This window comes from Streptomyces sp. NPDC058001 (genome assembly GCF_042886315.1).
Taxonomy (GTDB): Bacteria; Actinomycetota; Actinomycetes; order Streptomycetales; family Streptomycetaceae; genus Streptomyces.
This window is the reverse complement of record NZ_JBHVQT010000011.1, coordinates 203,937-226,475: the sequence shown is the minus strand read 5'-3', so window position 1 is coordinate 226,475 and position 22,539 is coordinate 203,937. Positions and strand designations below refer to the sequence as shown.

General features: G+C 69.6%; 21 protein-coding genes and 1 tRNA gene. 9 read left to right on the top strand and 13 right to left on the bottom strand.

All coding sequences use genetic code 11. The annotated features are described in order from the left end of the window. Positions 1–38 precede the first annotated feature (38 nt). Positions 39–458 carry a winged helix-turn-helix transcriptional regulator gene (locus ACFVT5_RS27700; RefSeq protein WP_389893541.1) on the bottom strand — a complete coding sequence of 140 codons (420 nt, stop codon included), beginning with the start codon at positions 456–458 and terminating at the stop codon, positions 39–41. A gap of 179 nt (positions 459–637) precedes the next feature. Between ACFVT5_RS27700 and ACFVT5_RS27695 the strand changes: the two genes are divergently transcribed. Continuing rightward, positions 638–1,294, top strand: a complete 657-nt coding sequence (locus ACFVT5_RS27695; protein WP_389893538.1) for an FMN-dependent NADH-azoreductase — start codon at positions 638–640, stop codon at positions 1,292–1,294. A 200-nt stretch (positions 1,295–1,494) separates the two neighbouring features. Here the strand turns inward: ACFVT5_RS27695 and ACFVT5_RS27690 are convergent. After that, a tRNA-Leu gene (locus ACFVT5_RS27690) sits at positions 1,495–1,581 on the bottom strand. Between the two features lie 699 nt (positions 1,582–2,280). Between ACFVT5_RS27690 and ACFVT5_RS27685 the strand changes: the two genes are divergently transcribed. The 6 genes from ACFVT5_RS27685 (at position 2,281) to pknB (ending at position 10,531) form a co-directional block, all read left to right on the top strand. After that, positions 2,281–3,210, top strand: coding sequence for an FhaA domain-containing protein (locus tag ACFVT5_RS27685; protein ID WP_389893535.1), 930 nt, complete (start codon positions 2,281–2,283; stop codon positions 3,208–3,210). 10 nt (positions 3,211–3,220) lie between these two features. After that, positions 3,221–3,736: an FHA domain-containing protein gene (locus ACFVT5_RS27680; protein WP_389893532.1), complete on the top strand. Its 516-nt coding sequence runs from the start codon at positions 3,221–3,223 to the stop codon at positions 3,734–3,736. 132 nt (positions 3,737–3,868) lie between these two features. Then, positions 3,869–5,437, top strand: a complete 1,569-nt coding sequence (locus tag ACFVT5_RS27675; RefSeq protein WP_389893889.1) for a Stp1/IreP family PP2C-type Ser/Thr phosphatase — start codon at positions 3,869–3,871, stop codon at positions 5,435–5,437. A gap of 25 nt (positions 5,438–5,462) precedes the next feature. Next, positions 5,463–6,881, top strand: a complete 1,419-nt coding sequence (locus ACFVT5_RS27670; RefSeq protein ID WP_389893529.1) for an FtsW/RodA/SpoVE family cell cycle protein — start codon at positions 5,463–5,465, stop codon at positions 6,879–6,881. Continuing rightward, a complete protein-coding gene (locus ACFVT5_RS27665) occupies positions 6,878–8,347 on the top strand; it encodes a peptidoglycan D,D-transpeptidase FtsI family protein (protein WP_389893526.1) in 1,470 nt (489 codons plus the stop codon). Before ACFVT5_RS27670 ends, ACFVT5_RS27665 begins: the two co-directional genes overlap by 4 nt. Positions 8,348–8,515: 168 nt before the next feature. Then, on the top strand, positions 8,516–10,531 hold the full coding sequence (gene pknB, locus ACFVT5_RS27660) for a Stk1 family PASTA domain-containing Ser/Thr kinase (RefSeq protein ID WP_389893523.1): 2,016 nt from the start codon (positions 8,516–8,518) through the stop codon (positions 10,529–10,531). 89 nt (positions 10,532–10,620) lie between these two features. Here the strand turns inward: pknB and ACFVT5_RS27655 are convergent, their stop codons facing one another. The 6 genes from ACFVT5_RS27655 to ACFVT5_RS27630 all read right to left on the bottom strand — a co-directional run bounded on the left by ACFVT5_RS27655 (position 10,621) and on the right by ACFVT5_RS27630 (position 15,272). Then, on the bottom strand, positions 10,621–11,352 hold the full coding sequence (locus ACFVT5_RS27655) for a class E sortase (protein ID WP_389893520.1): 732 nt from the start codon (positions 11,350–11,352) through the stop codon (positions 10,621–10,623). Between the two features lie 70 nt (positions 11,353–11,422). Beyond that, entirely contained in the window at positions 11,423–12,775 is a 1,353-nt protein-coding gene (locus tag ACFVT5_RS27650) for a class E sortase (protein ID WP_389893517.1), read from the bottom strand. Then, the gene (locus ACFVT5_RS27645) at positions 12,772–13,413 is read right to left on the bottom strand and encodes an aminodeoxychorismate/anthranilate synthase component II (protein WP_389893887.1); all 642 of its coding nucleotides are present in this window, start codon (positions 13,411–13,413) and stop codon (positions 12,772–12,774) included. Before ACFVT5_RS27645 ends, ACFVT5_RS27650 begins: the two co-directional genes overlap by 4 nt. A gap of 11 nt (positions 13,414–13,424) precedes the next feature. Beyond that, entirely contained in the window at positions 13,425–13,601 is a 177-nt protein-coding gene (locus tag ACFVT5_RS27640) for a hypothetical protein (protein ID WP_389893514.1), read from the bottom strand. A gap of 122 nt (positions 13,602–13,723) precedes the next feature. Then, positions 13,724–14,449 (bottom strand): class E sortase, encoded by a 726-nt coding sequence (locus ACFVT5_RS27635; protein ID WP_389893885.1) that lies wholly within the window; start codon positions 14,447–14,449, stop codon positions 13,724–13,726. Between the two features lie 43 nt (positions 14,450–14,492). Beyond that, positions 14,493–15,272, bottom strand: a complete 780-nt coding sequence (locus ACFVT5_RS27630) for a DUF881 domain-containing protein (protein WP_389893512.1) — start codon at positions 15,270–15,272, stop codon at positions 14,493–14,495. A gap of 152 nt (positions 15,273–15,424) precedes the next feature. Between ACFVT5_RS27630 and crgA the strand changes: the two genes are divergently transcribed. Beyond that, on the top strand, positions 15,425–15,679 hold the full coding sequence (gene crgA, locus ACFVT5_RS27625) for a cell division protein CrgA (RefSeq protein WP_389893509.1): 255 nt from the start codon (positions 15,425–15,427) through the stop codon (positions 15,677–15,679). Positions 15,680–15,982: 303 nt separating this feature from the next. Here crgA and ACFVT5_RS27620 read toward each other — a convergent pair whose 3' ends face one another. Both ACFVT5_RS27620 and ACFVT5_RS27615 read right to left on the bottom strand, forming a co-directional pair. Next, positions 15,983–16,885 (bottom strand): rhomboid family intramembrane serine protease, encoded by a 903-nt coding sequence (locus tag ACFVT5_RS27620; RefSeq protein ID WP_389893506.1) that lies wholly within the window; start codon positions 16,883–16,885, stop codon positions 15,983–15,985. 149 nt (positions 16,886–17,034) lie between these two features. Next, positions 17,035–17,562 (bottom strand): peptidylprolyl isomerase, encoded by a 528-nt coding sequence (locus ACFVT5_RS27615; protein ID WP_389893503.1) that lies wholly within the window; start codon positions 17,560–17,562, stop codon positions 17,035–17,037. A gap of 329 nt (positions 17,563–17,891) precedes the next feature. Here ACFVT5_RS27615 and ACFVT5_RS27610 point away from each other — a divergent pair, with 329 nt between their 5' ends. Beyond that, entirely contained in the window at positions 17,892–18,626 is a 735-nt protein-coding gene (locus tag ACFVT5_RS27610; RefSeq protein WP_389893500.1) for a DUF5324 family protein, read from the top strand. 686 nt (positions 18,627–19,312) lie between these two features. Here the strand turns inward: ACFVT5_RS27610 and ACFVT5_RS27605 are convergent. The 3 genes from ACFVT5_RS27605 to ACFVT5_RS27595 are packed head-to-tail and all read right to left on the bottom strand — an operon-like array spanning position 19,313 to position 22,504. Beyond that, positions 19,313–20,398, bottom strand: coding sequence for a FecCD family ABC transporter permease (locus tag ACFVT5_RS27605; RefSeq protein WP_389893498.1), 1,086 nt, complete (start codon positions 20,396–20,398; stop codon positions 19,313–19,315). Next, entirely contained in the window at positions 20,398–21,417 is a 1,020-nt protein-coding gene (locus ACFVT5_RS27600) for a FecCD family ABC transporter permease (protein WP_389893495.1), read from the bottom strand. The genes ACFVT5_RS27605 and ACFVT5_RS27600 overlap by 1 nt, the downstream gene beginning before the upstream one ends. Before the next feature lie 25 nt (positions 21,418–21,442). Beyond that, the gene (locus tag ACFVT5_RS27595) at positions 21,443–22,504 is read right to left on the bottom strand and encodes an iron-siderophore ABC transporter substrate-binding protein (RefSeq protein WP_389893492.1); all 1,062 of its coding nucleotides are present in this window, start codon (positions 22,502–22,504) and stop codon (positions 21,443–21,445) included. Positions 22,505–22,539 lie beyond the last annotated feature (35 nt).

Here is a 22,539-nt window from a genome sequence, read left to right as displayed (position 1 = left end):
AAGCCTTGACCTGTGGAAAACCCGTTCACCCGCCGGGACTAGCAGCCCGTACCTCGCGTGCCCCCCGCACCCCCGGCGCCCTCCGCACCCGACAACTGCCCCGGACAGGCCCCGCCCTCTTCCGGCAGATGCTCCTCGGCCCACTGGCCGAGTTTCTTGAGGGCGGGTTCCAGGGCCGCGCCGGCTTCGGTCAGTCGGTAGGACACCCGCAGCGGGGGGCCCTCGACGACCTCGCGTACGACGAGGCCGGCCGCGGCGAGTTCGGTGAGGCGGTCGGACAGCATGCGCTCACTGATGCCCGGGATGGCCCGGCGTAGATCGGCGAAATGCACCGGTTGTCCGATGAGGACGGCGACGATCAGGCCGGTCCAGCGCTTTCCGAGCAGCGCGAAGACACGGGTCATACCGACATCGACCTGCGCGCAGGACTCTTCGCCATGCGTTTCCGGGGTCCCCATGCCTCACAGGGTACTGCCCGCGAGGGAGGAGGTGAAAAAAAGTAAGCACCTATGCTAAGAATAGCTACGAAGGAATTCGCGAGCGGTGGCGCCAACCTCGCCCCCCACCTCGCCCCCTTCCTCCCGCTTCCCCTCTCTCCCCTTTCCTCCCGCTTCCCCTCCCCCCTTTGGAGATCACCATGGCCACCCTCCTGCACCTGGACTCGTCCCTCTTCCCGGAGTCCGCCTCCGCGTCCCGTGCCGTGACGGCCGCGTTCCGTACCGCGTGGGAGGCCCAGCACCCCGAGGGCACGGTGCTGTACCGCGATCTCTCGGCGAACCCGGTTCCGCACCTCGACGGGCTCGCGGCCTCCGCCGGGTTCGCGGATCCGGCCACGCACAGCCCCGAGCAGGCCGCCGCGTTCGCGGAACGGGTCGTGCTGATCGAGGAGTTGGAGCGCGCGGACGCCCTGCTGATCGGCGCCCCGATGTACAACTTCTCCATACCGTCCACGCTGAAGGCATGGCTGGACCAGGTGATCCTGGTGGGCCGCACCGCGGGCCCGACCTCGTCGACGAAGGGCAAGCCGGTCACGGTCGTCGCCAGCCGCGGCGGCTCGTACGCGCCGGGCACTCCCCGGGAGTCCTTCGAGTACGTGCAGAACTACCTGGGCGACCTGCTCAGCGAAATGCTCGGTCTCGACGTCGACTTCATCGTCCCGGAGCTGACCCTGGCCCGTACGGCGCCGGCCATGGCGGAACTCATCCCGCTCGCCGACGCCTCCCGCGAGAAGGCCCTGGAGGACGCGGCCACCAAGGCCAAGTCCCTCGCCGCCCGACTCATCTCGGCGGCCTGAGCGCTCCGCTGGAGGACCGGTACGGATCCACTGGAGGACCGGTACGGAAACGCGGAAACCGCGAGGCGCCCGCACCGGCATCGACACCCGCACCGACCCCGGCACCGGACAGGTCCGCACCCTGAGAGATACGCCACACCACCGCCCCCCGCCGGGCACATGAAAGAGGCCCTCACGGCGAACCGTGAGGGCCTCTTCGCTGGTGCGCGAGGGGGGAGTTGAACCCCCACGCCCTTTCGGGCACTGGAACCTGAATCCAGCGCGTCTGCCTATTCCGCCACCCGCGCATGGGTGCTGTCTTCCGGCCCCCGGCAGGGGGGTGAACGCCGTCCGACATGCAGAAGATTAGCACGGGGGAGACGGTGGATTCACATCCGTATTCGGCGCCCCTGACCAGCCAGGCTCGCCCCTGGCCGGCCTCCCGGCCAGGTCCCGCGCCCACCCGCCGCGCCCCCCTCGACGCATGGAGTCCGTCACATCGGGAACCCGGCAGGACTGTGAGTAGTTGAGTCATTACCGGAGTCGGCACAGGCACCCGCACCACAAGGCACCCGCACCGTCCCTCCCACGCCCCGCCACGCCCCTCCGCACCCCGCCCCACCCCGCGACACCCCGTCCCGTCACCCCTCCCGTCACCCCAGCCACCCTCGCCGCCCCCGCCCCTTCGTCCCCGTCATGTCTCAACCTGGCACCAGCCTCGCCCCCTGGCGCCGGAGTGGGCGGGGGTGTTCTCCGGGTGCGCGACACTGGCTCCAGGCCCCCTCTACGATCCCCTTGTCGGAGAGGTCCGCCCGGCCCGTGACCGGGCCCCGTAGGGCCGGGTCGCGTACAGCCGGGTCACGGAAGGATCCCGGGCCCCCTCACAGGGCATTCCTGTGAGGGTCGACACTCGTCGGCCGGGCAGACAGGGGGAACCAGCCGATTTACCGGCGCGTGGATACGATCAGTAAGCAGTACCAGGACGGCAACGAAGGAGGAGGTGCCCCATGGGAGTCCTGAAGAAGTTCGAGCAGCGCCTCGAAGGTCTGGTCAACGGCACCTTCGCCAAGGTCTTCAAGTCCGAGGTCCAGCCCGTCGAGATCGCCGGCGCGCTCCAGCGCGAGTGCGACAACAACGCGACGATCTGGAACCGCGAGCGCACGGTGGTGCCCAACGACTTCATCGTGGAGCTGAGCGCCCCCGACTTCGAGCGGCTGAGCCCGTACTCGGGACAGCTCGGAGACGAACTGTCCGGCATGGTCCGGGACTACGCGAAGCAGCAGCGGTACACCTTCATGGGCCCCATCAAGGTCCACCTGGAGAAGGCCGAGGATCTCGACACCGGTCTGTACCGCGTCCGCAGCCGCACCCTCGCGTCCAGCACGTCCCAGCCGGGGGCCGGCGGTGGCCCGATGCCTCCCGGCGCCCCGGGACGCGGCGGACCCCCGCCCTCGGCGAACTCGGCGCACCCGGCACCCCCCGCGAACCCGGCGGCGGGCCGCGGCGGCTACGGCTACCCCCAGCCCGCGGGAGCGGCCGGCTATCCCCCGCAGCCCGCGGGAGCGCCCCCGATGCCCGCTGCACCGCCTCCAGGCGGCCGGCCGGGCGCCGCGGACCGCCGCCCCGGCGCGGCCCCAGGACCGCTGCCCGGGACCCAGGTGCGGCACTGGATCGAGATCAACGGCACCCGCCATCAGATCTCCCGCCCGACGCTGGTGCTGGGTCGCAGCACCGAAGCCGACGTGCGGATCGACGACCCCGGCGTCTCGCGCCGGCACTGTGAGATCCGGACCGGAACGCCCTCGACGATCCAGGATCTCGGGTCGACCAACGGCATCGTGGTGGACGGACAGCACACCACCCGCGCTACGCTCCGCGACGGCTCGCGGATCGTCGTGGGCAACACCACCATCATTTACCGGCAAGCCGAAGGGTGAAGCGGGGGCAATGTCAGAGCTGACCCTGACGGTCATGCGGCTGGGTTTCCTGGCCGTTCTGTGGCTGTTCGTGATCGTGGCCGTCCAGGTCATCCGCAGCGACCTGTTCGGTACGCGTGTCACTCAGCGCGGTTCGCGCCGTGAGAGTCCGCGCCCGCAGCAGAACGCCCGGCAGGCCGCGCCTCCCCAGCAGCGCGGCCAGCAGCAGAGCGGTGGCCGCCAGCGGCGCGGTGCGCCGACGAAGCTGGTCGTCTCCGAGGGCACCCTCACCGGCACCACGGTCGCTTTGCAGGGCCAGACGATCACGCTCGGCCGGGCGCACGATTCGACGATCGTGCTGGACGACGACTACGCGTCCAGTCGGCATGCCAGGATCTATCCGGACCGCGACGGCCAGTGGATCGTCGAGGACCTGGGTTCCACCAACGGCACGTATCTCGACAGGAGCCGTCTGACGACTCCGACACCGGTTCCGCTGGGCGCGCCGATCCGCATCGGCAAGACCGTCATCGAGCTGCGGAAGTAGTACGACAATGAGCGAGCGGAGCGAGCGAGCCGACGCGGTCCGTACAACGGACGCCAGCGCGCTCCCGACCGGAGGGTGGGCAGTGTGGCTCGACACGACCGGCTGTACCCGGAGCCGACGGGCGAGGTGCGTATGAGTCTGTCACTGCGCTTCGCCGCCGGATCGCACAAGGGCATGATCCGCGAGGGCAACGAGGACTCGGGCTACGCCGGTCCCCGGCTGCTCGCGATCGCCGACGGCATGGGCGGCCAGGCCGCGGGCGAAGTGGCCAGCTCCGAGGTGATCTCGACCCTCGTGACGCTCGACGACGACGTGCCGGGCTCCGACATCCTCACCTCGCTCGGCACCGCCGTGCAGCGCGCCAACGACCAACTGCGGCTGATGGTCGAGGAGGACCCGCAGCTGGAGGGCATGGGCACGACGCTCACCGCCCTGCTGTGGACGGGACAGCGCCTCGGCCTCGTCCATGTCGGCGACTCGCGCGCGTATCTGCTGCGGGACGGTGTGCTGACGCAGATCACCCAGGACCACACCTGGGTGCAGCGGCTCGTCGACGAGGGCCGGATCACCGAGGAGGAGGCCACCACGCATCCGCAGCGGTCGCTGCTGATGCGCGCGCTGGGCAGCGGTGATCACGTCGAGCCCGATCTGTCGATCCGTGAAGTCCGCGCGGGCGACCGGTACTTGATCTGTTCCGACGGTCTCTCCGGTGTCGTGTCGCACCAGACGATGGAGGACACCCTCGCGAGCTATCAGGGCCCGCAGGAGACCGTGCAGGAGCTGATCCAGCTCGCACTGCGCGGTGGCGGCCCGGACAACATCACGGTGATCGTCGCCGATGTCCTCGACATCGACAGCGGGGACACCCTCGCCGAGCAGTTGTCGGACACGCCGGTCGTCGTCGGCGCGGTCGCCGAGAACCAGCTCCAGTTGCACGACGACGGCGCCATGCAGACGCCCGCGGGCCGCGCCTCGGGTCTGGGTCGGCCTGTCCCTGGACAGGGCGGCGCGGGCGGTGGCGAGTTCGGGCCACCGGACAGCGGCGACCCGGCCGGGTACGCGCCCGAGGGGGGCTTCGGCGCGTACAGCGACGAGGACTTCGTCAAGCGGGGCGGCGGCCGGAAGTGGCTGAAACGGTCGTTCTATGTGGTGCTGGCGCTCGCGGTCGTCGGCGCCGGCCTCTACGGCGGTTACCGCTGGACGCAGACGCAGTACTTCGTCGGTAGCAAGGGCGAGCATGTGGCGCTGTACCGGGGGATCAGCCAGGACCTGGCGTGGGTGAATCTGTCGAAGGTCCAGAAGGACCACCCCGAGATCGAACTCAAGTACCTGCCGCCGTATCAGCGCAAGCAGGTCGAGGCGACGATCGCCGAGGGCGGCCTGGTCCAGGCCAACGACAAGATCGACGAGTTGGCCACGCAGGCGTCGGCGTGCAAGAAGGACGCGCAGCGCCGGGCGGCCGAGAGTGAGAACGCCAAGACCGGTGAGGGTCAGGCGGGCGGCACGGACGGCACGGCAAAGGCGCCGCTCAGCCGGTCCGGCACGGCGAAGCCCCCCGCGACCCAGGCGTCGGCGACCACACAGCCGACCGCGCCCGGCACTCAGCCCGCGAACAAGACCAAGACCGCACCGACTCCCACACCCGGCCCCAGCCTCTCCGACGAAGAGCAGAAGCTGGTCTCGCTGTGCGGTAAGCAGTAAGAGCCGTGAGGGGCCCTGTCACGCCATGAGCAGCACTACCAACACGACGACGCACACCTCGACGATCGGCTCGATCGGCGCGCCCAGTCGGCGCAACACCGAGCTGGCCCTGCTGGTGTTCGCGGTGATCATTCCCGTGTTCGCCTATGTCAATGTCGGGCTCGCGATGAACGGCGAGGTGCCGACCGGACTGCTGGGGTACGGCATCGGGCTCGGTCTGCTGGCCGGCGTGGGGCATCTCGTGGTGCGCAAGTTCGCGCCGTACGCGGACCCGTTGCTGCTGCCGCTGGCGACGCTGCTCAACGGCATCGGGCTGGTGGTGATCTGGCGCCTCGACCAGTCGGACCGCCTTCAGGCGCGCAGCACCTTCGTGGAGGCGGCGCCCCGGCAGCTGCTGTACTCCGCGATGGGCGTGGCGCTGTTCGTGGCGGTCCTGCTGCTCCTCAAGGACCACCGGGTACTCCAGCGCTACACGTACATCTCGATGGTCGCCTCGCTGGTGCTGCTGCTGCTGCCGCTGGTGCCGGGTCTCGGTCTGAATGTGTTCGGCGCGAAGATCTGGATCTCGGTCGGTGGTTTCACCATTCAGCCCGGTGAGTTCGCGAAGATCGTCATCGCGATCTTCTTCTCGGGCTATCTCATGGTGAAACGGGACGCGCTGGCGCTGGCCAGCCGCCGCTTCATGGGTCTGTATCTGCCGCGCGGCCGTGACCTGGGCCCGATCCTCGTGGTCTGGGCGATGTCCATCCTGATCCTGGTCTTCGAGACCGACCTGGGTACGTCGCTGCTGTTCTTCGGCATGTTCGTCGTGATGCTGTACGTGGCCACCGAGCGCACCAGCTGGATCGTCTTCGGTCTGCTGATGTCCGCCGCGGGCGCGGTCGGTGTGTCCACCTTCGAGCCGCACGTCCAGCAGCGCGTGGACGCCTGGCTGCACCCGTTCTCGGAGACGGTGATGCAGCAGAGCAGTGACCAGATCGCCCAGTCGCTGATGGCGTTCGGATCGGGCGGGGTACTGGGGACCGGGCTCGGGCAGGGCCACTCCGACCTGATCGGTTTCGCCGCCAACTCCGACTTCATCCTGGCCACGTTCGGCGAGGAGCTGGGCCTGGCCGGAATCATGGCGATCCTGCTGATCTACGGGCTGATCGTGGAGCGCGGTGTCCGTACGGCGCTCGCCGCCCGCGACCCGTTCGGCAAGCTCCTCGCCGTCGGGCTGTCCGGCGCCTTCGCGATCCAGGTGTTCGTGGTCGCCGGCGGCGTCATGGGTCTGATCCCGCTGACCGGTATGACCATGCCGTTCGTCGCGTACGGCGGTTCGTCCGTGATCGCCAACTGGGCGCTGATCGGCATCCTGATCAGAATCAGCGACACCGCGCGCCGCCCGGCGCCGGCCCCCGCCCCGAGCCCCGACGCCGAGATGACCCAGGTGGTCCGACCGTGAACAAGCCCCTGCGCCGGATCGCGATCTTCTGCGGCCTTCTCATCCTGACCCTGCTCCTGCGGGACAACTGGGTGCAGTACGTCCAGGCCGATGACCTCCAGACCAACAAGAACAACCGCCGCGTCACCATCGAGCGGTACGCGCAGCCGCGCGGCGACATCATCGTGGACGGCAAGTCGATCACCGGGTCCAAGAAGACCGACGGCAGCGACTTCGCGTACAAGCGGACGTACAAGAACGGGCCGATGTGGGCGCCCGTGACCGGGTACGCGTCGCAGGCGTTCGGCGCGACCCAGTTGGAGTCCCTGGAGGACGGGATCCTCACCGGCAATGACGACCGGCTCTTCTTCCGCCGCACGCTGGACATGATCACCGGCAAGAAGAAGGAAGGCGGCAACGTCGTCACGACCCTCAACGCCGCCGCGCAGAAGGCCGCGTTCGAGGGTCTTGGCGACAAGAAGGGCGCGGTCGCCGCGATCGACCCGACGACGGGCGCGATCCTGGCGCTGGCGTCGACGCCGTCGTACGACCCGACGACGTTCGCCGGGAACTCCACGACGACGGACACCAAGGCGTGGCAGAGCCTGCAGAAGGACAAGGACCCGGACGATCCGATGCTCAACCGGGCGCTGCGGGAGACCTATCCGCCCGGTTCGACGTTCAAGGTGGTCACCGCCGCCGCGGCGCTTGAGCACGGCCTGTACACGGATGTGGACGCGAAGACCGATTCGCCGCAGCCTTACGACCTGCCGACCACGCGGACCGAGTTGAAGAACGAGGGCAACATCCGCTGCAAGGACGTCCCGCTGCGCGAGGCGCTGCGGATCTCCTGCAACACCGTCTTCGGCAAGATCGGCGCGGATCTCGGCAAGGACAAGATGCTGGAGACCTCCGAGAAGTTCGGCTTCAACTCGGAGCAGTTCACTCCGGTCCGCTCCAACGCCTCCATCTTCCCGACCACGATGGACCAGCCGCAGACCGCGCTCAGCTCGATCGGTCAGTTCGAGACCGCGGCGACACCGCTCCAGATGGCGATGGTGGCGTCGGCGATCGCCAATGACGGCACGCTGATGGAGCCGTACATGGTCTCGGTACTCCAGGCGCCGAGCCTGGACGTGATCGAGAAGCACAGCCCGAAGAAGATGAGCGAGCCGCTGAACAAGGAGAACGCCCAGAAACTCCAGTCGATCATGGAGACCGTGGTCAAGGAGGGCACCGGAACCAAGGCGCAGATCCCCGGCGTCACCGTGGGTGGCAAGACCGGTACCGCGCAGCACGGCGTCGACAACAGTGAGAAGCCGTACGCCTGGTTCCTGTCGTATGCCAAGACGGGCGACGGTTCGCCGGTCGCGGTCGCCGTCGTCGTCGAGGACGGCAGTGCCATCCGCGACGACATCTCCGGCGGTGGTCTCGCGGCCCCGATCGCCAAGGACGTGATGCAGGCGGTCATCGACAGTAAGAAGTGACCCCGGTCACGTTCCCTTCACATCGGTGCACGTTGCGATACCGGTCCGGTATCGGGTGACGGTCACGGCCGGAGCAGGTAGGACGAGCCGGGTACGGTATGCCCGGACAGCACACCGCCGGACCGCACGACGGTGCGGTCGGGACCGACGGAGAGGGCTGGAATAGCTATGGAAGAGCCGCGTCGCCTCGGCGGCCGGTACGAGCTGGGCCAGGTGCTCGGCCGCGGTGGCATGGCCGAGGTCTATCTCGCGCACGATACCCGCCTCGGCCGCACCGTAGCCGTGAAGACGCTGCGTGCGGACCTCGCTCGCGACCCGTCGTTCCAGGCCCGGTTCCGCCGTGAGGCCCAGTCGGCCGCCTCCCTCAACCATCCGGCGATCGTCGCGGTCTACGACACCGGCGAGGACTACGTCGACAACATCTCGATCCCGTACATCGTCATGGAGTACGTGGACGGGTCGACGCTGCGTGAGCTGCTGCACTCGGGGCGCAAGCTGCTGCCCGAGCGGGCCATGGAGATGACCATCGGCATCCTCCAGGCCCTGGAGTACTCGCACCGCAACGGCATCGTCCACCGTGACATCAAGCCCGCGAACGTCATGCTGACGCGCACCGGGCAGGTCAAGGTCATGGACTTCGGCATCGCACGCGCCATGGGCGACGCCGGGATGACCATGACGCAGACGTCGGCCGTCATCGGTACCGCGCAGTACCTCTCGCCCGAGCAGGCCAAGGGCGAGCAGGTCGACGCGCGCTCCGACCTGTACTCGACGGGTTGCCTGCTGTACGAGCTGCTGACCGTGCGGCCGCCCTTCATCGGGGACTCGCCGGTCGCGGTCGCGTACCAGCACGTCCGTGAGGAGGCGCAGCCGCCGAGCGTCTTCGACCCCGAGATCACGCCCGAGATGGACGCGATCGTCCTGAAGGCACTGGTCAAGGACCCGGACTACCGCTACCAGTCGGCGGACGAGATGCGCGCCGACATCGAGGCGTGCCTCGACGGCCAGCCGGTCGCCGCGACCGCCGCCATGGGGTCCGTCGGCTACGGCGGATACGGCGACGACCAGCCGACGACGGCCATGTCCGCGCAGGGCGGGGCCGGGGCGCCGACATCGATGCTGCCGCCGATGAACCCGGACGACGGCGGCTACGGCTATGACGACCGGCCCGACCGGCGCCGGCAGAAGAAGAACAACACCTCCACGGTCCTGCTGGTGGTCGCGGGCGTCCTCGTCCTGGTCGGCGCGATCCTGATCGGGAGGTGGATCGTCAGCGGCGACAGCAGCGCGGGCGACACCTTCGCGGCGCCGAACTTCGTGGGGCAGACCCTCCAGGACGCCGAGGGCATGGCCGCGAACCGCGAGCTGAAGCTGGAGACCACCAAGAAGCCGTGCGAGGACCAGCCCAAGGGCAGCGTCTGCGCGCAGGACCCGACGGCCGGTACGCAGGTCAGCAAGAACGACGTGGTCACGCTGACCGTGTCGACCGGGGCGCCGAAGGTGGCCGTGCCGAACGTCATCGACATGGACATCAAGGAGGCGAAGGCCAAGCTGGAGGGCGACAAGTTCCAGTTCGACGTCAAGGAGAAGCCGGTCGAGTCGGGCACTCAGACGCCGGGCACCGTCCTCGACCAGGACCCGAGCCCGAGCACCGAGGTCGAGAAGGGCTCCACGATCACGCTGGACGTCGCCAAGGAGAAGGCGAAGTCCACGGTCCCGGACGTCAAGGGCCAGAGCTGTGCGGACGCCACGAAGCAGCTCCAGGACAACAAGCTGACCGGCACCTGCACCGAGGTCGAGAACAACGACGTCGAAGCGGGCAAGGTCTTCAAACAGACCCCGGAGTCGGGCACCCAGGTCGATCCGGGCTCGGTGGTCAACCTTCAGGTGGCGAAGGCGGCCCAGCAGCAGGTGGCCGTACCGAACCTGGGCAACGTGTCCCTCAAGGACGCCAGGAAGGCGCTCGCGGACGTCGGACTCCAGGTCGGACAGATCAACGGTCCCCAGGACGACAACGCGATGGTCTTCGCATCCAACCCGCCTGCGGGCACCCAGGTCGCCCCCGGCAGCCAGGTCGCACTCCAGACGTTGCCCGGCGGCGGGAACAACGGCGGAGGCAACAACGGCGGAGGCGGCGACGGTGGCATCTTCGGCGGCCAGAACGGCCTGAGCCGCAGGAACTGACCCCGAGAGCCGCACGGTCGAAGGACCGACGGACAGAGCCCCGGCCCCCGCGAAGGGGACCGGGGCTCTGTCGCCCTCCGGCGGAGCGGCTAACCGAGTTCCTTCGGCGGGGTCCGCTTGTTGTCGACCTTCTCCGTGCGGACCAGTTCGCCCCACACCACATAGCGGTACGTGGAGGTGTACACGGGCGTGCACGTGGTGAGCGTGATGTAGCGGCCGGCCTTCTTGGCGCCGGACTCCTTCGGGATCGGCTCCAGAACCTTCACGTTGTACTTCGAGGTGGACGGCAGGACCGCGTACACCTTGTACACGTACCAGGTGTCCTTCGACTCGAAGACGATCGGGTCACCCTTCTTGATCTTGTGGATGTTGTGGAACTTGGCGCCGTGCCCGTCGCGGTGCGCGGCGAGCGTGAAGTTGCCCTTGGCGTCCTGCGGCAGCGCCGACTTGACGGGGTCGGTGTAGTAGCCGGCGACACCGTCGTTGAGGACCTTCGACGTGGTGCCCTTCTCGACCAGCACCTCGCCCTTGACCATCGATGGGACGTGCAGGAAGCCGATGCCGTCCTTGGTGTCCAGGGCGCCGGGACCGCTGTCCGCCCAGTTGTCCCGTACCTTGCTGCCCTGCTTGTCGGCCTGGCGGTCCGCGACGACGTTCGTCCACCACAGCGAGTAGACGACGAACAGGCCGAGCACCAGGCCCGCGGTGATGAGGAGTTCACCGAAGACGCTGACCGCCATGGCCACCCGGCCCCGCGCCCGGCGCCTGGGTGCGGACGGGGGCGTGTCGGTGCGCTCGTCGTGGTCGGTCGTCGCTGCCACTGCATCTGCCTTGTCTGCTCTGTCCGGCTGTTCTGCTCCGGCCGGCTGGTTCGGGGTGGCGTCGGGTGGGTCAGCCGACGAGCGCATCCGGTTTCCCCTTGCTGCGCGGCCGTTCCTCGACCATCTTGCCCCAGACGATCATCCGGTACTTACTGGTGAATTCGGGGGTGCACGTGGTGAGGGTGATGTACCGGCCGGGGCCCGTGAACCCCGATCCCGGCGGGACCGGCCTGATCACACCGATGTTGCTCGGCGGGGTCTGCGGCAGGATGCTCGCCATCTTGTACACGTAGAACGCGTCCTGCGTCTCCACGACGATCGGGTCGCCGGGCTTGAGGCGGTTGATGTAGCGGAACGGTTCGCCATGGGTGTTCCGGTGCCCGGCCACCGCGAAGTTACCCGTCTTGGCGTCCGGCATCGCCGTCTTGAGGGCGCCCTCGGCGTAGTGGCCGACCATGCCCCGGTCCAGGACCTTCTGTTTGTCGATGCCCTCGGCGACCGGGACGACCACGTCCAACTTGGGGATGTGCAGCAGCGCGAAGCCCTGGCCCGGCGCGAAGGTGCCGGGGTTGCGCTTGCCCTTGGCCCAGTCTTCCTGGAGGTGGTTCGCGGCGCCGTTGGCCTGTGCCTGGGCGCGGACGTTCGTCCACCAGAGCTGGTAGGTGACGAACAGCAACATCAACACGCCCACGGAGATGAACAGTTCACCGATCGCGCGGCTCGCCAGCACGCCGGCGCCCGGCTTCTGCGCACGCGCCTGGCGGCGGGCCTCGACCCGGGAGAGCGGGGCACCGGACGCCGAGGACTGCGCCGGGGAAGGGGAGTCGGTGGCCCGGTGCCCCCCGCCGCCCCGCTTGGCGGCCTTGCGGCGCGCGGCCCGGCCCTCGAAGGGGGGGTCGGGGGACGGGCTGGGAGTCGGGCTGGTAGACGGGCTGAGAGACGGTTCGAAGGACGATGCGGGGGGCGTCCCCTCCGCGGCTATTCGCCGCACATCGGCGGTCCGCAACGCCACCGTCTCGTCGTCCGGAGGCGGCACCTGACGCACGGGCTCGGGCTCCGGTACGGGCGCCTCCGGCACGGACACCTCCGGTACGGGCGTCGGTGCCTGTGTCGGCGCCTGTGCCTGTGTCGGCGCCTGTGCCTGTGTCGGCGCCTGAGGCGTCCCGTACCAGTCCTGCGCGTACCGCTCCGGGTCGTACCACTCCGGTTCCAGCGCGGACGGCTGCCGTGCCGGTTCGGCGGGCCGCTGTCCCGGCAGCGGGTCGCTCAGCGGATCCGCGAGCCCCTGCACCGCCGCCTCGAAGGCACCCGGCGCCTCGAACGCACCCGGCACCTCGTACGGCTCCTGTCCGTACGAGGTCCCGTACTCCCCGGAGTCTCCGAATCCGGAGCCGGAGTCGCGCTCGGGGCGCACTGCGGTCACGCCGTGGCCCTGCCCACCACCGGGGCGAGCCCCGCCGACCGCCCCACCGCACTGGTGTCGCCGCACTCCACAAGCCAGTTGGCCAGCATGCGGTGGCCGTGTTCGGTCAGCACCGACTCTGGGTGGAACTGCACGCCCTCGACGGCGAGTTCACGGTGGCGCAGGCCCATGATGATGCCGTCGTGCGTACGGGCCGTGACCTCCAGCTCGGCCGGGACGCTGTCCGGCTCGGCGGCCAGCGAGTGGTAGCGGGTCGCGGTGAACGGTGACGGCAGTCCGGCGAAGACGCCTTTGCCGCCGTGCTCGACCGGCGAGGTCTTGCCGTGCAGCAGTTCCGGCGCCCGGTCGACGACCCCGCCGTACGCCACCGCCATCGACTGCATACCGAGACAGACACCGAAGATCGGCACCCCGGTCGCGGCGCAGTGCCGGACCATCTCGACGCAGACACCGGCCTGTTCGGGGGTTCCGGGCCCCGGCGACAGCAGCACGCCGTCGAAGCCGTCCTGCGCGTGCGCCGTGGACACCTCGTCGTTACGGAGCACTTCGCACTCGGCGCCGAGCTGGTACAGGTACTGGACGAGGTTGAAGACGAAGCTGTCGTAGTTGTCCACGACGAGGATGCGCGCGCCGCTCACGGGCTGGGTGCTCACGGGGTGGCCGACCTTCCCTCGTCGACGGTCACGTCGTTGAAGGGGAGCAGGGGCTCCGCCCACGGGAACACGTACTGGAAGAGCACATAGACGACCGCGAGAGCAAGGATCAGCGACAGAAGCGCCTTCACCCACGCGTTGCCCGGCAGATGCCGCCAGATCCAGCCGTACATGCCGTCCCTACTTGCCGTCGAGGATGTGTGCAGCCCCAGACTAAGGGGCCGCACGTGGGGTAGGTGGGTCAGCTGTGCAAAGCCCCGGATCGGTCTGCGCAAAGCACCCGCCCGAGCCTGCCTCAGCGTCGCAGCGCCGGCGGTTTCCCCCGCTCGACCGGCTGGGTCGAGTCCAGATGGGCCCAGACGATCAGCCGGTGGCTGTGCCCCCACTCCGGCTCACAGGTGGTGAGGGTGAGATAGCGCCCGGGACCGCTGTAGCCGGACGCGCGCGGTACGGGATCGATGACGGCGACATCGGTGGGCAGCGTCTTGTAGGGGCCCTTGTCGATGCGGTACGTGAACCAGGTCGTGCCGTCGGTGAGCACCACCGCATCGCCTCGGCGCAGTCGCGGGAAGTCCTTGAAGGGGTCGCCGTAGGTGCGGCGGTGTCCGGCGACCGCGAAGTTGCCTTCCTGGCCGAGCTGAGCGGTGCCGGAGTAGTGGCCGAGTCCCTTCTTCAGGGTGTCGGTTCCGGTGCCCTGGAGCACGGGCTTGTTCCACGTGAAACCAAGCCGCGGGATGTACATGACGGCGAAGGGCTTGCCGTTCACGTAGGGGGCGGGCCTGGGCGCGGGCTCGGGAGTGGACTTGCTGTCGGCGGCCGGGGTTTCCGTCGGGTCCGGTGCCGGTGCCGGCGCCTCGGGGAGCGCGCCCTGGGCCCAGGAGTCCTGGAGCCGGGAGATCTGGTCGTCCATGGCGCCGTCGGCCTTCACACCCGTCCAGAACAGGACGTAGACCACGAACAGCACGATCACGGCGCCGACGGTGACACACAGTTCGCTGAACGTCCTGATGACCACCCGCACCGACACCGTCGGCCCTCCCGTCCCGGGACCTCGAACGACCGGACTACCCCACCGGCTCCGCCTGATGGAGATCCACTGTGCCCGAGTAGCCGGGAAGAGTCACCGCCCCGTCGTCCTTCACTTTCCAGCCGAGCCCGTACGCGTTGACGTACAGCATGTAGTTCTGGATCTCGGGGGACGAGGTGAGCGCCTTCTTGAGCTTGCCGGGGTCCCCTATCGCGGTGATCTTGTACGGGGGTGAGTAGACGCGGCCCTGGAGGATCAGGGTGTTGCCGACGCAGCGGACGGCGCTGGTGGAGATCAGCCGCTGGTCCATCACCTTGATGCCCTCGGCGCCGCCGTTCCACAGGGCGTTCACGACGGCCTGGAGGTCCTGCTGGTGGATGACCAGGTCGTTGGGCTGGGGCTCGGGGTAGCCGGGGAGTTTGGGGGTGGCGTCGGGCGGGGCGTCGTTCAGGGTGACGGAGACGGCGTCGCCGGTGAGTTTGCGGGTGCCGGCCCGCTTCTCCAGCTCCGTGAGCCGGTCCCCCTCGGCCTTGGTGCCGGTGTCCTGCCGCCCCACGAGGGAGTCGACATCCTGACGCAGGGCCCCGTTCGACTCTTCCAGATCGCCGTTCTTGCGGCTGCGCTCCTCGATGAGATCGGAGAGCTTCAGCAGTGAGGCGTCCGTACGGATATTGGTACCTTTGGCCGTATTGAAGCTGGTGAAGAAGATCAGCCCGGCCAGCGCGAAGACCGCTACGGTGAGCACCCGCACCGGGCGCCAGCGTCTTTTCCGGGCAGGGCTGGTGCCCATGCCGGGGGAGTCGGCAGAATTGCTCAACGTACCCTTACTCCTTACGGCGCCGAGGAAGCACTACGCTAACGGACGCCCGGGGGAGCACTGGGTTTCCCCTTGTACTTCCCCGTACGCTGCCCCGGAGCCCGCCACAGTTCCCTGCGCGGCCACGCAGCGCATCGACAGGAGAGACCCTCGTGCCGAAGTCACGTATCCGCAAGAAGGCCGATTACACGCCGCCGCCGTCGAAGCAGACGACCACCATCAAGCTGACCAATCGCAGCTGGGTCGCGCCGGTCATGCTGGCGATGTTCCTGATCGGCCTCGCCTGGATCGTCGTCTTCTATGTGACGGACGGCAAGCTTCCGCTGGACGCCCTCGGCAACTGGAACATCGTCGTCGGCTTCGGATTCATCGCGGCGGGCTTCGGCGTCTCCACCCAGTGGAAGTAACGGCGCCCTACGCCTGGGTGGACATAGCTCTGCCCCAAGCTATCCGGGGAGTTATCCACAACCCTTGTCCACAGTGGGGAAAAGGTCAGACGATCTGTGGATAACCTCTCCGGTGTTGACGCCGGTGTGACTGGACTACCGGGATCCGGACCCCTGTTCGCCCCTTGCCCTTCCTGGGGAAACCCAGGTCAGGGGCGAGGGGCACAGTTGTTCCCCACAGCATGCACAGGTTCGGGTACACGCTGTGGACAACCCCCCGCTGAGCAGGACTTCGGCCCTCCCGGAGAGGGAGCCGGGCCGGAGCTAGGCCAGGGCAACGGTCCGTAGCACGATCGTCACAATAACGACGAGCAGGACGGCCCCACAGGTCCCCCACTGCACCAGTGCTCGTCGCTCGCGCGGGGCGTGCACCATGCCGTACGCGATGATCACACCGGCGATGAGACCGCCGACATGAGCCTGCCACGCGATACCGGGGACGCTGAAGGTGAAGATCAGGTTGATCACCAGCAGGGCGATGACCGGCCGCATGTCGTAGTTCAGCCGCCGGACCAGGACGGCCGTCGCGCCGAAGAGGCCGTAGATCGCGCCCGAGGCGCCGAGGGACCCTGAGGACGGCGAGACGAGCAGATAGGTGAGGGCGCTGCCCGCGAGGCCCGACACCATGTACAGCGAGAAGTACCGCACCCGGCCGAGCGCGGCCTCCAGCGGACCGCCCAGCCACCACAGGCTCAGCATGTTGAACGCGATGTGCCACAGCTCCTGGTGCGCGAACATCGACGTCACCAGGCGATACCACTCACCGCCCGCGACACCCTGCGTCGGCGTGAACGGGGCCGGCGGCCAGGCGCCGATCAGGGTGAGATCCGTGACCAGCCGGCTGTTGGCCTGGATCGCGAGGAACACCGCGACATTGACCAGGATCAGGAGCTTGGTGATCAGCCGGGGGTCACGGGCGATCGAGCCGCCCGCGAGGGTACGCGGCTGATTGGCCGTCGGTGCGTGTCCCGTGCCCGAGCCGCCGCGCACGCATTCCGGGCATTGGAAGCCGACCGAGGCGCTGACCATGCACTCCGGGCAGATCGGGCGCTCGCAGCGGGTGCAGCGCACCCCTGTCTCGCGGTCCGGATGCCGATAGCAGCCCGGCAGGCTGTGCGCGTCCTGCGGGCCCTGTGAACCCCGCGGTCCGCCTGGCGCCTGATCCATGAGGGTCCCCTCCATCTCCGTACTGAGGCCCGTCCCCGCGCTGGGGCCACCGGGGCCAACACACCGCCCCGCCCTTCCTGACGGATGGGCGGGGCGGTTTTGTTCCCCGAACGGGGTGCCGCGAGCCTGGTTCCCCTACGGGACGCGGTTCAGCGGGTCTCCACGACGACGGACTCGATCACCACGTCCTCGACGGGACGGTCCGTACGCGGGTTGGTGCGGGTGCCGACGATGGCGTCCACGACCTTCTGGCTGGCCGGGTCGGTGACCTCGCCGAAGATGGTGTGCTTACGGGTCAGCCAGGCCGTCGGCGACACCGTGATGAAGAACTGCGAGCCATTGGTGCCCGGACCGGCGTTCGCCATGGCCAGGAGGTACGGCTTGTCGAAGGCGAGGTCCGGGTGGAACTCGTCCTCGAACTGGTAGCCGGGGCCACCGGTGCCGTTGCCCAGCGGGTCACCGCCCTGGATCATGAATCCGCTGATCACCCGGTGGAAGACCGTACCGTCGTAGAGGCGGTCGGTGGACTTCTTGCCGGTCTCCGGGTGGGTCCACTCGCGTTCGCCGTTGGCAAGCTCGACGAAGTTCTTGACCGTCTTGGGCGCGTGGTTGGGCAGGAGCCTCACCACGATGTCGCCTTGGTTGGTCTTCAGGGTGGCGTAAAGCTGCTCGGCCACGATCTGCCTTCCGTTGTCCTCTGTGAACCCCACGATCCTCGCACGAGCACGTACGCCCGTCGCCCGGCGGTCGCCTCTCGGCACCGTCGCGCGTCATCTCCCGTCTCGATTACGGCCGCGCCCGCCTTCGCCGAAGGAGGCGCCGGGTCGTCCGATCCGTGGCATCGTCGGTATGAGGCTCCCCCTTGCCCGGAATTGACCCGGATGCCCGCCCTCGCATGCCGGGGTCGCGTCCGGCAGGCATGATCCGGAAAAGGGTGGAAAGGTGAACTGTGACTTTTGGGGCACGCCCCCGAACGCCTACGAACGCCACCGAGGAGGAGGTTCCCGTGACCCGCATGGAGAGCGTGCGCGCCGCGACCGGTTCGGCGAAGGACAGCGTGCTGCACGCCGCGGACGTGGTGGCGCCCTACGCCGACACGGCCAAGGATCGGGCCGCGCAATACGCGCAGTACGCGCAGGAGGCCCGGCTGCGATTGGCCCCCAAGGTCTCGTATGCCGCACAGCAGGCGGCCGAACAGGCCCGAGTGCAGTACGGCGCGTATCTCGCGCCGCGGATCGATCAGGCCCGTACCCATGTTCCGCCCAAGGTCGACCTGGCCGCCCAGGAGGCGGCCGAGCGGACCCGTAGGGCGGCTCGACAGGCCGCCGAGTACTCACGTCAGGCCGCGGACTACTCACGGCCGCGGATCGAGCACGCCGTCGCCGTGGCCGGGCCCATGCGCGACGAGGCCGCGTCCCGTGGTGCCGCCGCGCTGGCCGCGCTGCGCGGGCAGGTTTCGGCCCGGGAGATCCAGCGGCTGGTCCGCCGGCACGAGCGCAGGGCGCGGGCCGGGCGGGTCGTCAAGGGGCTCGCCCTGGTCGGGCTGCTCGCCGGTGGGGCCTTCGCCGCGTGGAAGTGGTGGGACAAGCAGGCCAACCCGGACTGGCTGGTCGAACCGCCCGCCGCCACGGAGGTCTCCGACGGTGGGAAGCGGTTGGGTTCCGTGGACGGCAGCGGGCTCGATCCCGAGGTCGAGGCCAAGCAGGCGGAGGCGGATTCGCGGCGGAACCGGCGCGAATAGCGCTCCGCGCTCCGCGCGAGGGCCGGGGAATCCGCACCGGATTCTCCGGTCCTCTCGCATGTTCCACGTGAAACATTGCCCTGCCGGGGGCCGGAGGCTCCCGGCCTCAGCTGGAAGTGATCCAGACGGATCAGAGTGTCGGCCCCGGACGCCGTCGCCGATTCCGCCGGACACCCGCCGTCGGGGCGGGCCGCCGCTGCGGCGGGAAATGGTCCTGGCGGACCAGACTGCCGCTGCGGGAAGTGGTCCTGACGGAACAGTTCGCCGCGCCGGGCGATGTGATCCAGGCGGAACAGACCTGCCAGCCCCGGATGCCGTCGACCATTCCGCCGGACACTCGCCGTTGGGGCGGGCCTCCGCTGCGGCGGGAACTGATCCTGGCGGACCAGACTGCCGCTGCGGGAAGTGGTCCTGACGGATCAGTTCGCCGCGCCTGGCCGTGATCCAGGCGGATCAGACCTCCCGGCCCCGGATGCCGTCGACCATTCCGCCGGACACCTGTCGTCGTGGCGGGCCGCCGCTGCGGTGGAAAGTGGTCCTGGCGGACGGATCAGTTCGGCCGGGCCGGGCCGTGATCCCGGCGGAACAGAGTGCCGTGGCGGGATTTCGTCCTGGCGGATCAGACTGCCGGCCCTGACTGCCGTGATCCCCGACTGCCGGCCCCGGCTCCCCTGATCGTCGCTTTCTCAGCGGAGCGTCTTGTTGGCCAGGAGCCACAGTAGGTAGGGGGCTCCCACCAGTGCTGTTAGGGCGCCTGCTGGGATTTCCAGGGGGGTCAGGGCTGTGCGGGCTGTCAGGTCTGCTGCTGTCAGTGTCAGGGCTCCGGTCAGGGCCGAGCCGGTCAGGGGGAGGTGTGGGGTGCGGGTGAGGCGGCGGGCGAGTTGGGGGGCCGTCAGGGCGACGAAACCGATCGGTCCGGCCGCCCCCGTGGCGCTCGCGGCGAGGATCACGCCGAGCACGGTCAGCCCGAGTTGGGCGCGCCGTACCCGGAAGCCGAGCGCGGTGGCGGTGTCGGCGCCCAGGCCGAGCGGGCGCAGGGCGCGGGCCGCCCACACGAGGGCGGGCAGGGACAGCACGAGTACGAGAGCCAGCGGACCCGCCTGGTCCCAGCCCCGGCCGTTCAGGCTGCCCGTCAGCCACAGTTTGACCAGCTCGGCCTGTTCCAGCTCGCTGTCCGTGAGATAGAGCTGGACGACGGCCGAGAGCGCCACGCCGACACCGACACCGGTCAGGACGAAGCGGCTCGCCCGCATCCCGCCCCGCCATGCCACCGCCCACACCAGGGCGGCGGCGGCGAGACCGCCGGCGACGGAGACCAGGGGCAGCGCGTTCGGCGAGGCGGTCATCCCGGTGGCGAGGGCGAGCACGGTGGCCGCCGCGGCGCCGTGTCCGACGCCGATGACGTCGGGCGAGGCCAGCGGATTACGGGTCACGGACTGCACCAGCGCCCCGGCGAGCCCCAGCGCGGCGCCCACCAGCGCGCCGAGCACGATCCTCGGTACCCGCAGCTCCCCCACGACCAGCCGGTCCGGCCCCTGACCGCCGCGCAGGATCCCGTACACCTCGCCGGGCGTGACCCAGGTCTGCCCGGCGCACGCGGACAGGGTCGTCACGGCGGCGAGGAGCAGGAGCAGCACCACGGCGACGACGGCGGAACGGCGGTGCCAGAGGAGGGAGAAGGGGCGGCGGGAGCCGGGGACGCGCAGTACCCGCAGCCCGGCGGAGCGCGGATACGTACTCCTCGTACCGGAATCCCGTGTGACCGTGTCCATCAGACGTCCCCCACCGCGCGGCGCCGCCGCACCAGCCAGATCAGTGCCGGAACTCCGACCAGCGCGGTCATCACCCCGGCGGGCACCTCGCCGGGCGGCCGGACCACGCGGCCCGCGACATCGGCGGCGAGCAGCAGACAGGCACCGAGCAGCGCCGACATGGGCAGCGTCCAGCGGTGTCCTTCGGGGACAAGGCGGCGGGCCAGATGCGGTACGGCGAGCCCGACGAAGGCGACGGGTCCGGCCGCCGCCACCGCCGCCGCGGTCAGCAGGGTCGCGCCGAGCGCCGCCGTGACCCGTACCCGCTGGACCTGGTGGCCGAGGGCGCGGGCCGTCTCATCGCCCAGCACGAGGCCGTCGAGGCCGCGCGCGCAGACGAGCAGCAGCAGCGCCCCGGCCGCGAGGAAGGGCAGCATCCGCGTCACCGTGCCCGCGTCCCGCCCGTCGAGCGCGCCGACCTGCCAGAACCGGAACTGGTCGAGCGTCGCCGAACTCGACGTCAGGGCCACGGTGGTGGCGCCGGTGATCATCGCGGAGAGCGCGGTACCGGCGAGCGCCAGCTTGACCGGATCGGCGCCGCCCCGGCCCCGGTTGGCGATGGCGTACACAAGGCAGGCGGCGAGTACGGCGCCCGCGAACGCGTACCAGACATATCCGGCGAAGCCGTTGGCGTGGCCGGTGGCGATGGCGAAGACGACACCGGCGGCGGCGCCCTGGCTGAGCCCGAGGATGCCGGGGTCGGCCAGCGGATTGCGGGTCGCCGCCTGGAGCGCGGCGCCTGCGAGCCCGAGCGCGGCCCCGGCGGCGAGCCCCACGGCGGTACGGGGCAGGCGCAGGGACCGTACGACGAGGGCGTCGGGACCGGCGCCGTCCGCACCGTGCAGCAGCGCGTCCACGACGGTGCTCAGCGGTACGGGCCGCGAGCCCACGGCGAGGCTGAGCGCGACGGCGGCGACGGTGAGCGCGAGCGCGAGGACTGGCCACGCGGTGCGGCGGGCGATCCGTGCGGCGGAGGCCATGATGGACGGGACCGGCTCGGAGGGGTCAGCCGAGCCGGTCGGTGAGTCCGTCGAGGACGAGCTGTGCGGCAGTCGGGCCCGCGTTCAGGTACCAGGGGTCGTCGTCCACCTTGACGGCGTGTCCGGCCTTGACACCCTGGAGGGACTTCCACAGCGGCCCGGCGAGCACACTGCCCGCGTCGGTCTTGGCGGGGTCGCCCTGCACGGAGTAGAAGATCCAGTCGCCGTCGGCGGTGTCGATCCGCTCGGCGCTGATGTCCTCCGAAATGGCGAGGAACTCCTGGGACTTGGGCCGCGCGACCCCCAGGTCGACGGCGATCGACCCGGTGAACGAGGACACCCCGAACATCCGGGTCCGGCCGGGCGTGAACCGGACCATGGAGACCTCGGCGCCCTTGTCGGCGAGCGCCGCGCCCTTTGTCTTCGCTTCCTTCGCAAACCCGTCCAGGAGACTTTGTGCCTGCTCGCCCTTGCCGATCGCGGCGCCGACGAGCAGCAGGTCGCTCTTCCAGTTGATGCCCTGGCCCTTGGTGACGACGGTCGGCGCGATGGCCGAGAGCTTGGGGTAGAGGTCGCCGAGGGAGTCGTTGACGAGGATCAGATCGGGCTTGGCGCGGGCCAGGGACTCCAGATTGGGCGCGGTGCGGGTGCCCGCGTCGGTCATCGCCGCGAGCTTCTTCTTCTCGGTGGGGAAGGCGTCGGCGAGATAGCCGGGGACGAGTCCGGCGTTGTCGGCGCGGGTCGTGGCGACCGGAACGGTGCCGAGGGTCAGCAGGTCGTCGAGCTGTCCGGTGGACAGTACGGCTATCCGCTCGGGCGCCTTCGGCAACTCCGTCTTGCCCTTGAAGTGGCCGACGGTGCGCGGGAATTCGCCGTCCCCCGCCTCCGTACCCATCCCGGCCGGTACGGCGCTGGGCGCGGCCGTGGGTCCCTTCCCGTCCTCCGCCCCCGTGACGGCGTTACGGGAGGTGTCGCCACCGCTGTCCTTGCCGGCGCCGGAACCCCCGCTCCCGGACTCACCGCACCCGGCGACCAGCCCGCCGACAACTACCGCGACCAGTACGGCCCTCACCCCTCGCACCCGCATGACCGCACTCCCACGACTCGCCACTCACATTAGGT

What these genes read in the sequence shown, in the direction of transcription:
- ACFVT5_RS27700 (WP_389893541.1), bottom strand. Translation starts at nt 458, where the DNA reads ATGGGGACCCCGGAAACGCATGGCGAAGAGTCCTGCGCGCAGGTCGAT.
- ACFVT5_RS27695 (WP_389893538.1), top strand. Translation starts at nt 638, where the DNA reads ATGGCCACCCTCCTGCACCTGGACTCGTCCCTCTTCCCGGAGTCCGCC.
- ACFVT5_RS27685 (WP_389893535.1), top strand. Translation starts at nt 2,281, where the DNA reads ATGGGAGTCCTGAAGAAGTTCGAGCAGCGCCTCGAAGGTCTGGTCAAC.
- ACFVT5_RS27680 (WP_389893532.1), top strand. Translation starts at nt 3,221, where the DNA reads ATGTCAGAGCTGACCCTGACGGTCATGCGGCTGGGTTTCCTGGCCGTT.
- ACFVT5_RS27675 (WP_389893889.1), top strand. Translation starts at nt 3,869, where the DNA reads ATGAGTCTGTCACTGCGCTTCGCCGCCGGATCGCACAAGGGCATGATC.
- ACFVT5_RS27670 (WP_389893529.1), top strand. Translation starts at nt 5,463, where the DNA reads ATGAGCAGCACTACCAACACGACGACGCACACCTCGACGATCGGCTCG.
- pknB (WP_389893523.1), top strand. Translation starts at nt 8,516, where the DNA reads ATGGAAGAGCCGCGTCGCCTCGGCGGCCGGTACGAGCTGGGCCAGGTG.
- ACFVT5_RS27640 (WP_389893514.1), bottom strand. Translation starts at nt 13,601, where the DNA reads ATGTACGGCTGGATCTGGCGGCATCTGCCGGGCAACGCGTGGGTGAAG.
- ACFVT5_RS27620 (WP_389893506.1), bottom strand. Translation starts at nt 16,885, where the DNA reads ATGGATCAGGCGCCAGGCGGACCGCGGGGTTCACAGGGCCCGCAGGAC.
- ACFVT5_RS27605 (WP_389893498.1), bottom strand. Translation starts at nt 20,398, where the DNA reads ATGGACACGGTCACACGGGATTCCGGTACGAGGAGTACGTATCCGCGC.
- ACFVT5_RS27600 (WP_389893495.1), bottom strand. Translation starts at nt 21,417, where the DNA reads ATGGCCTCCGCCGCACGGATCGCCCGCCGCACCGCGTGGCCAGTCCTC.
- ACFVT5_RS27595 (WP_389893492.1), bottom strand. Translation starts at nt 22,504, where the DNA reads ATGCGGGTGCGAGGGGTGAGGGCCGTACTGGTCGCGGTAGTTGTCGGC.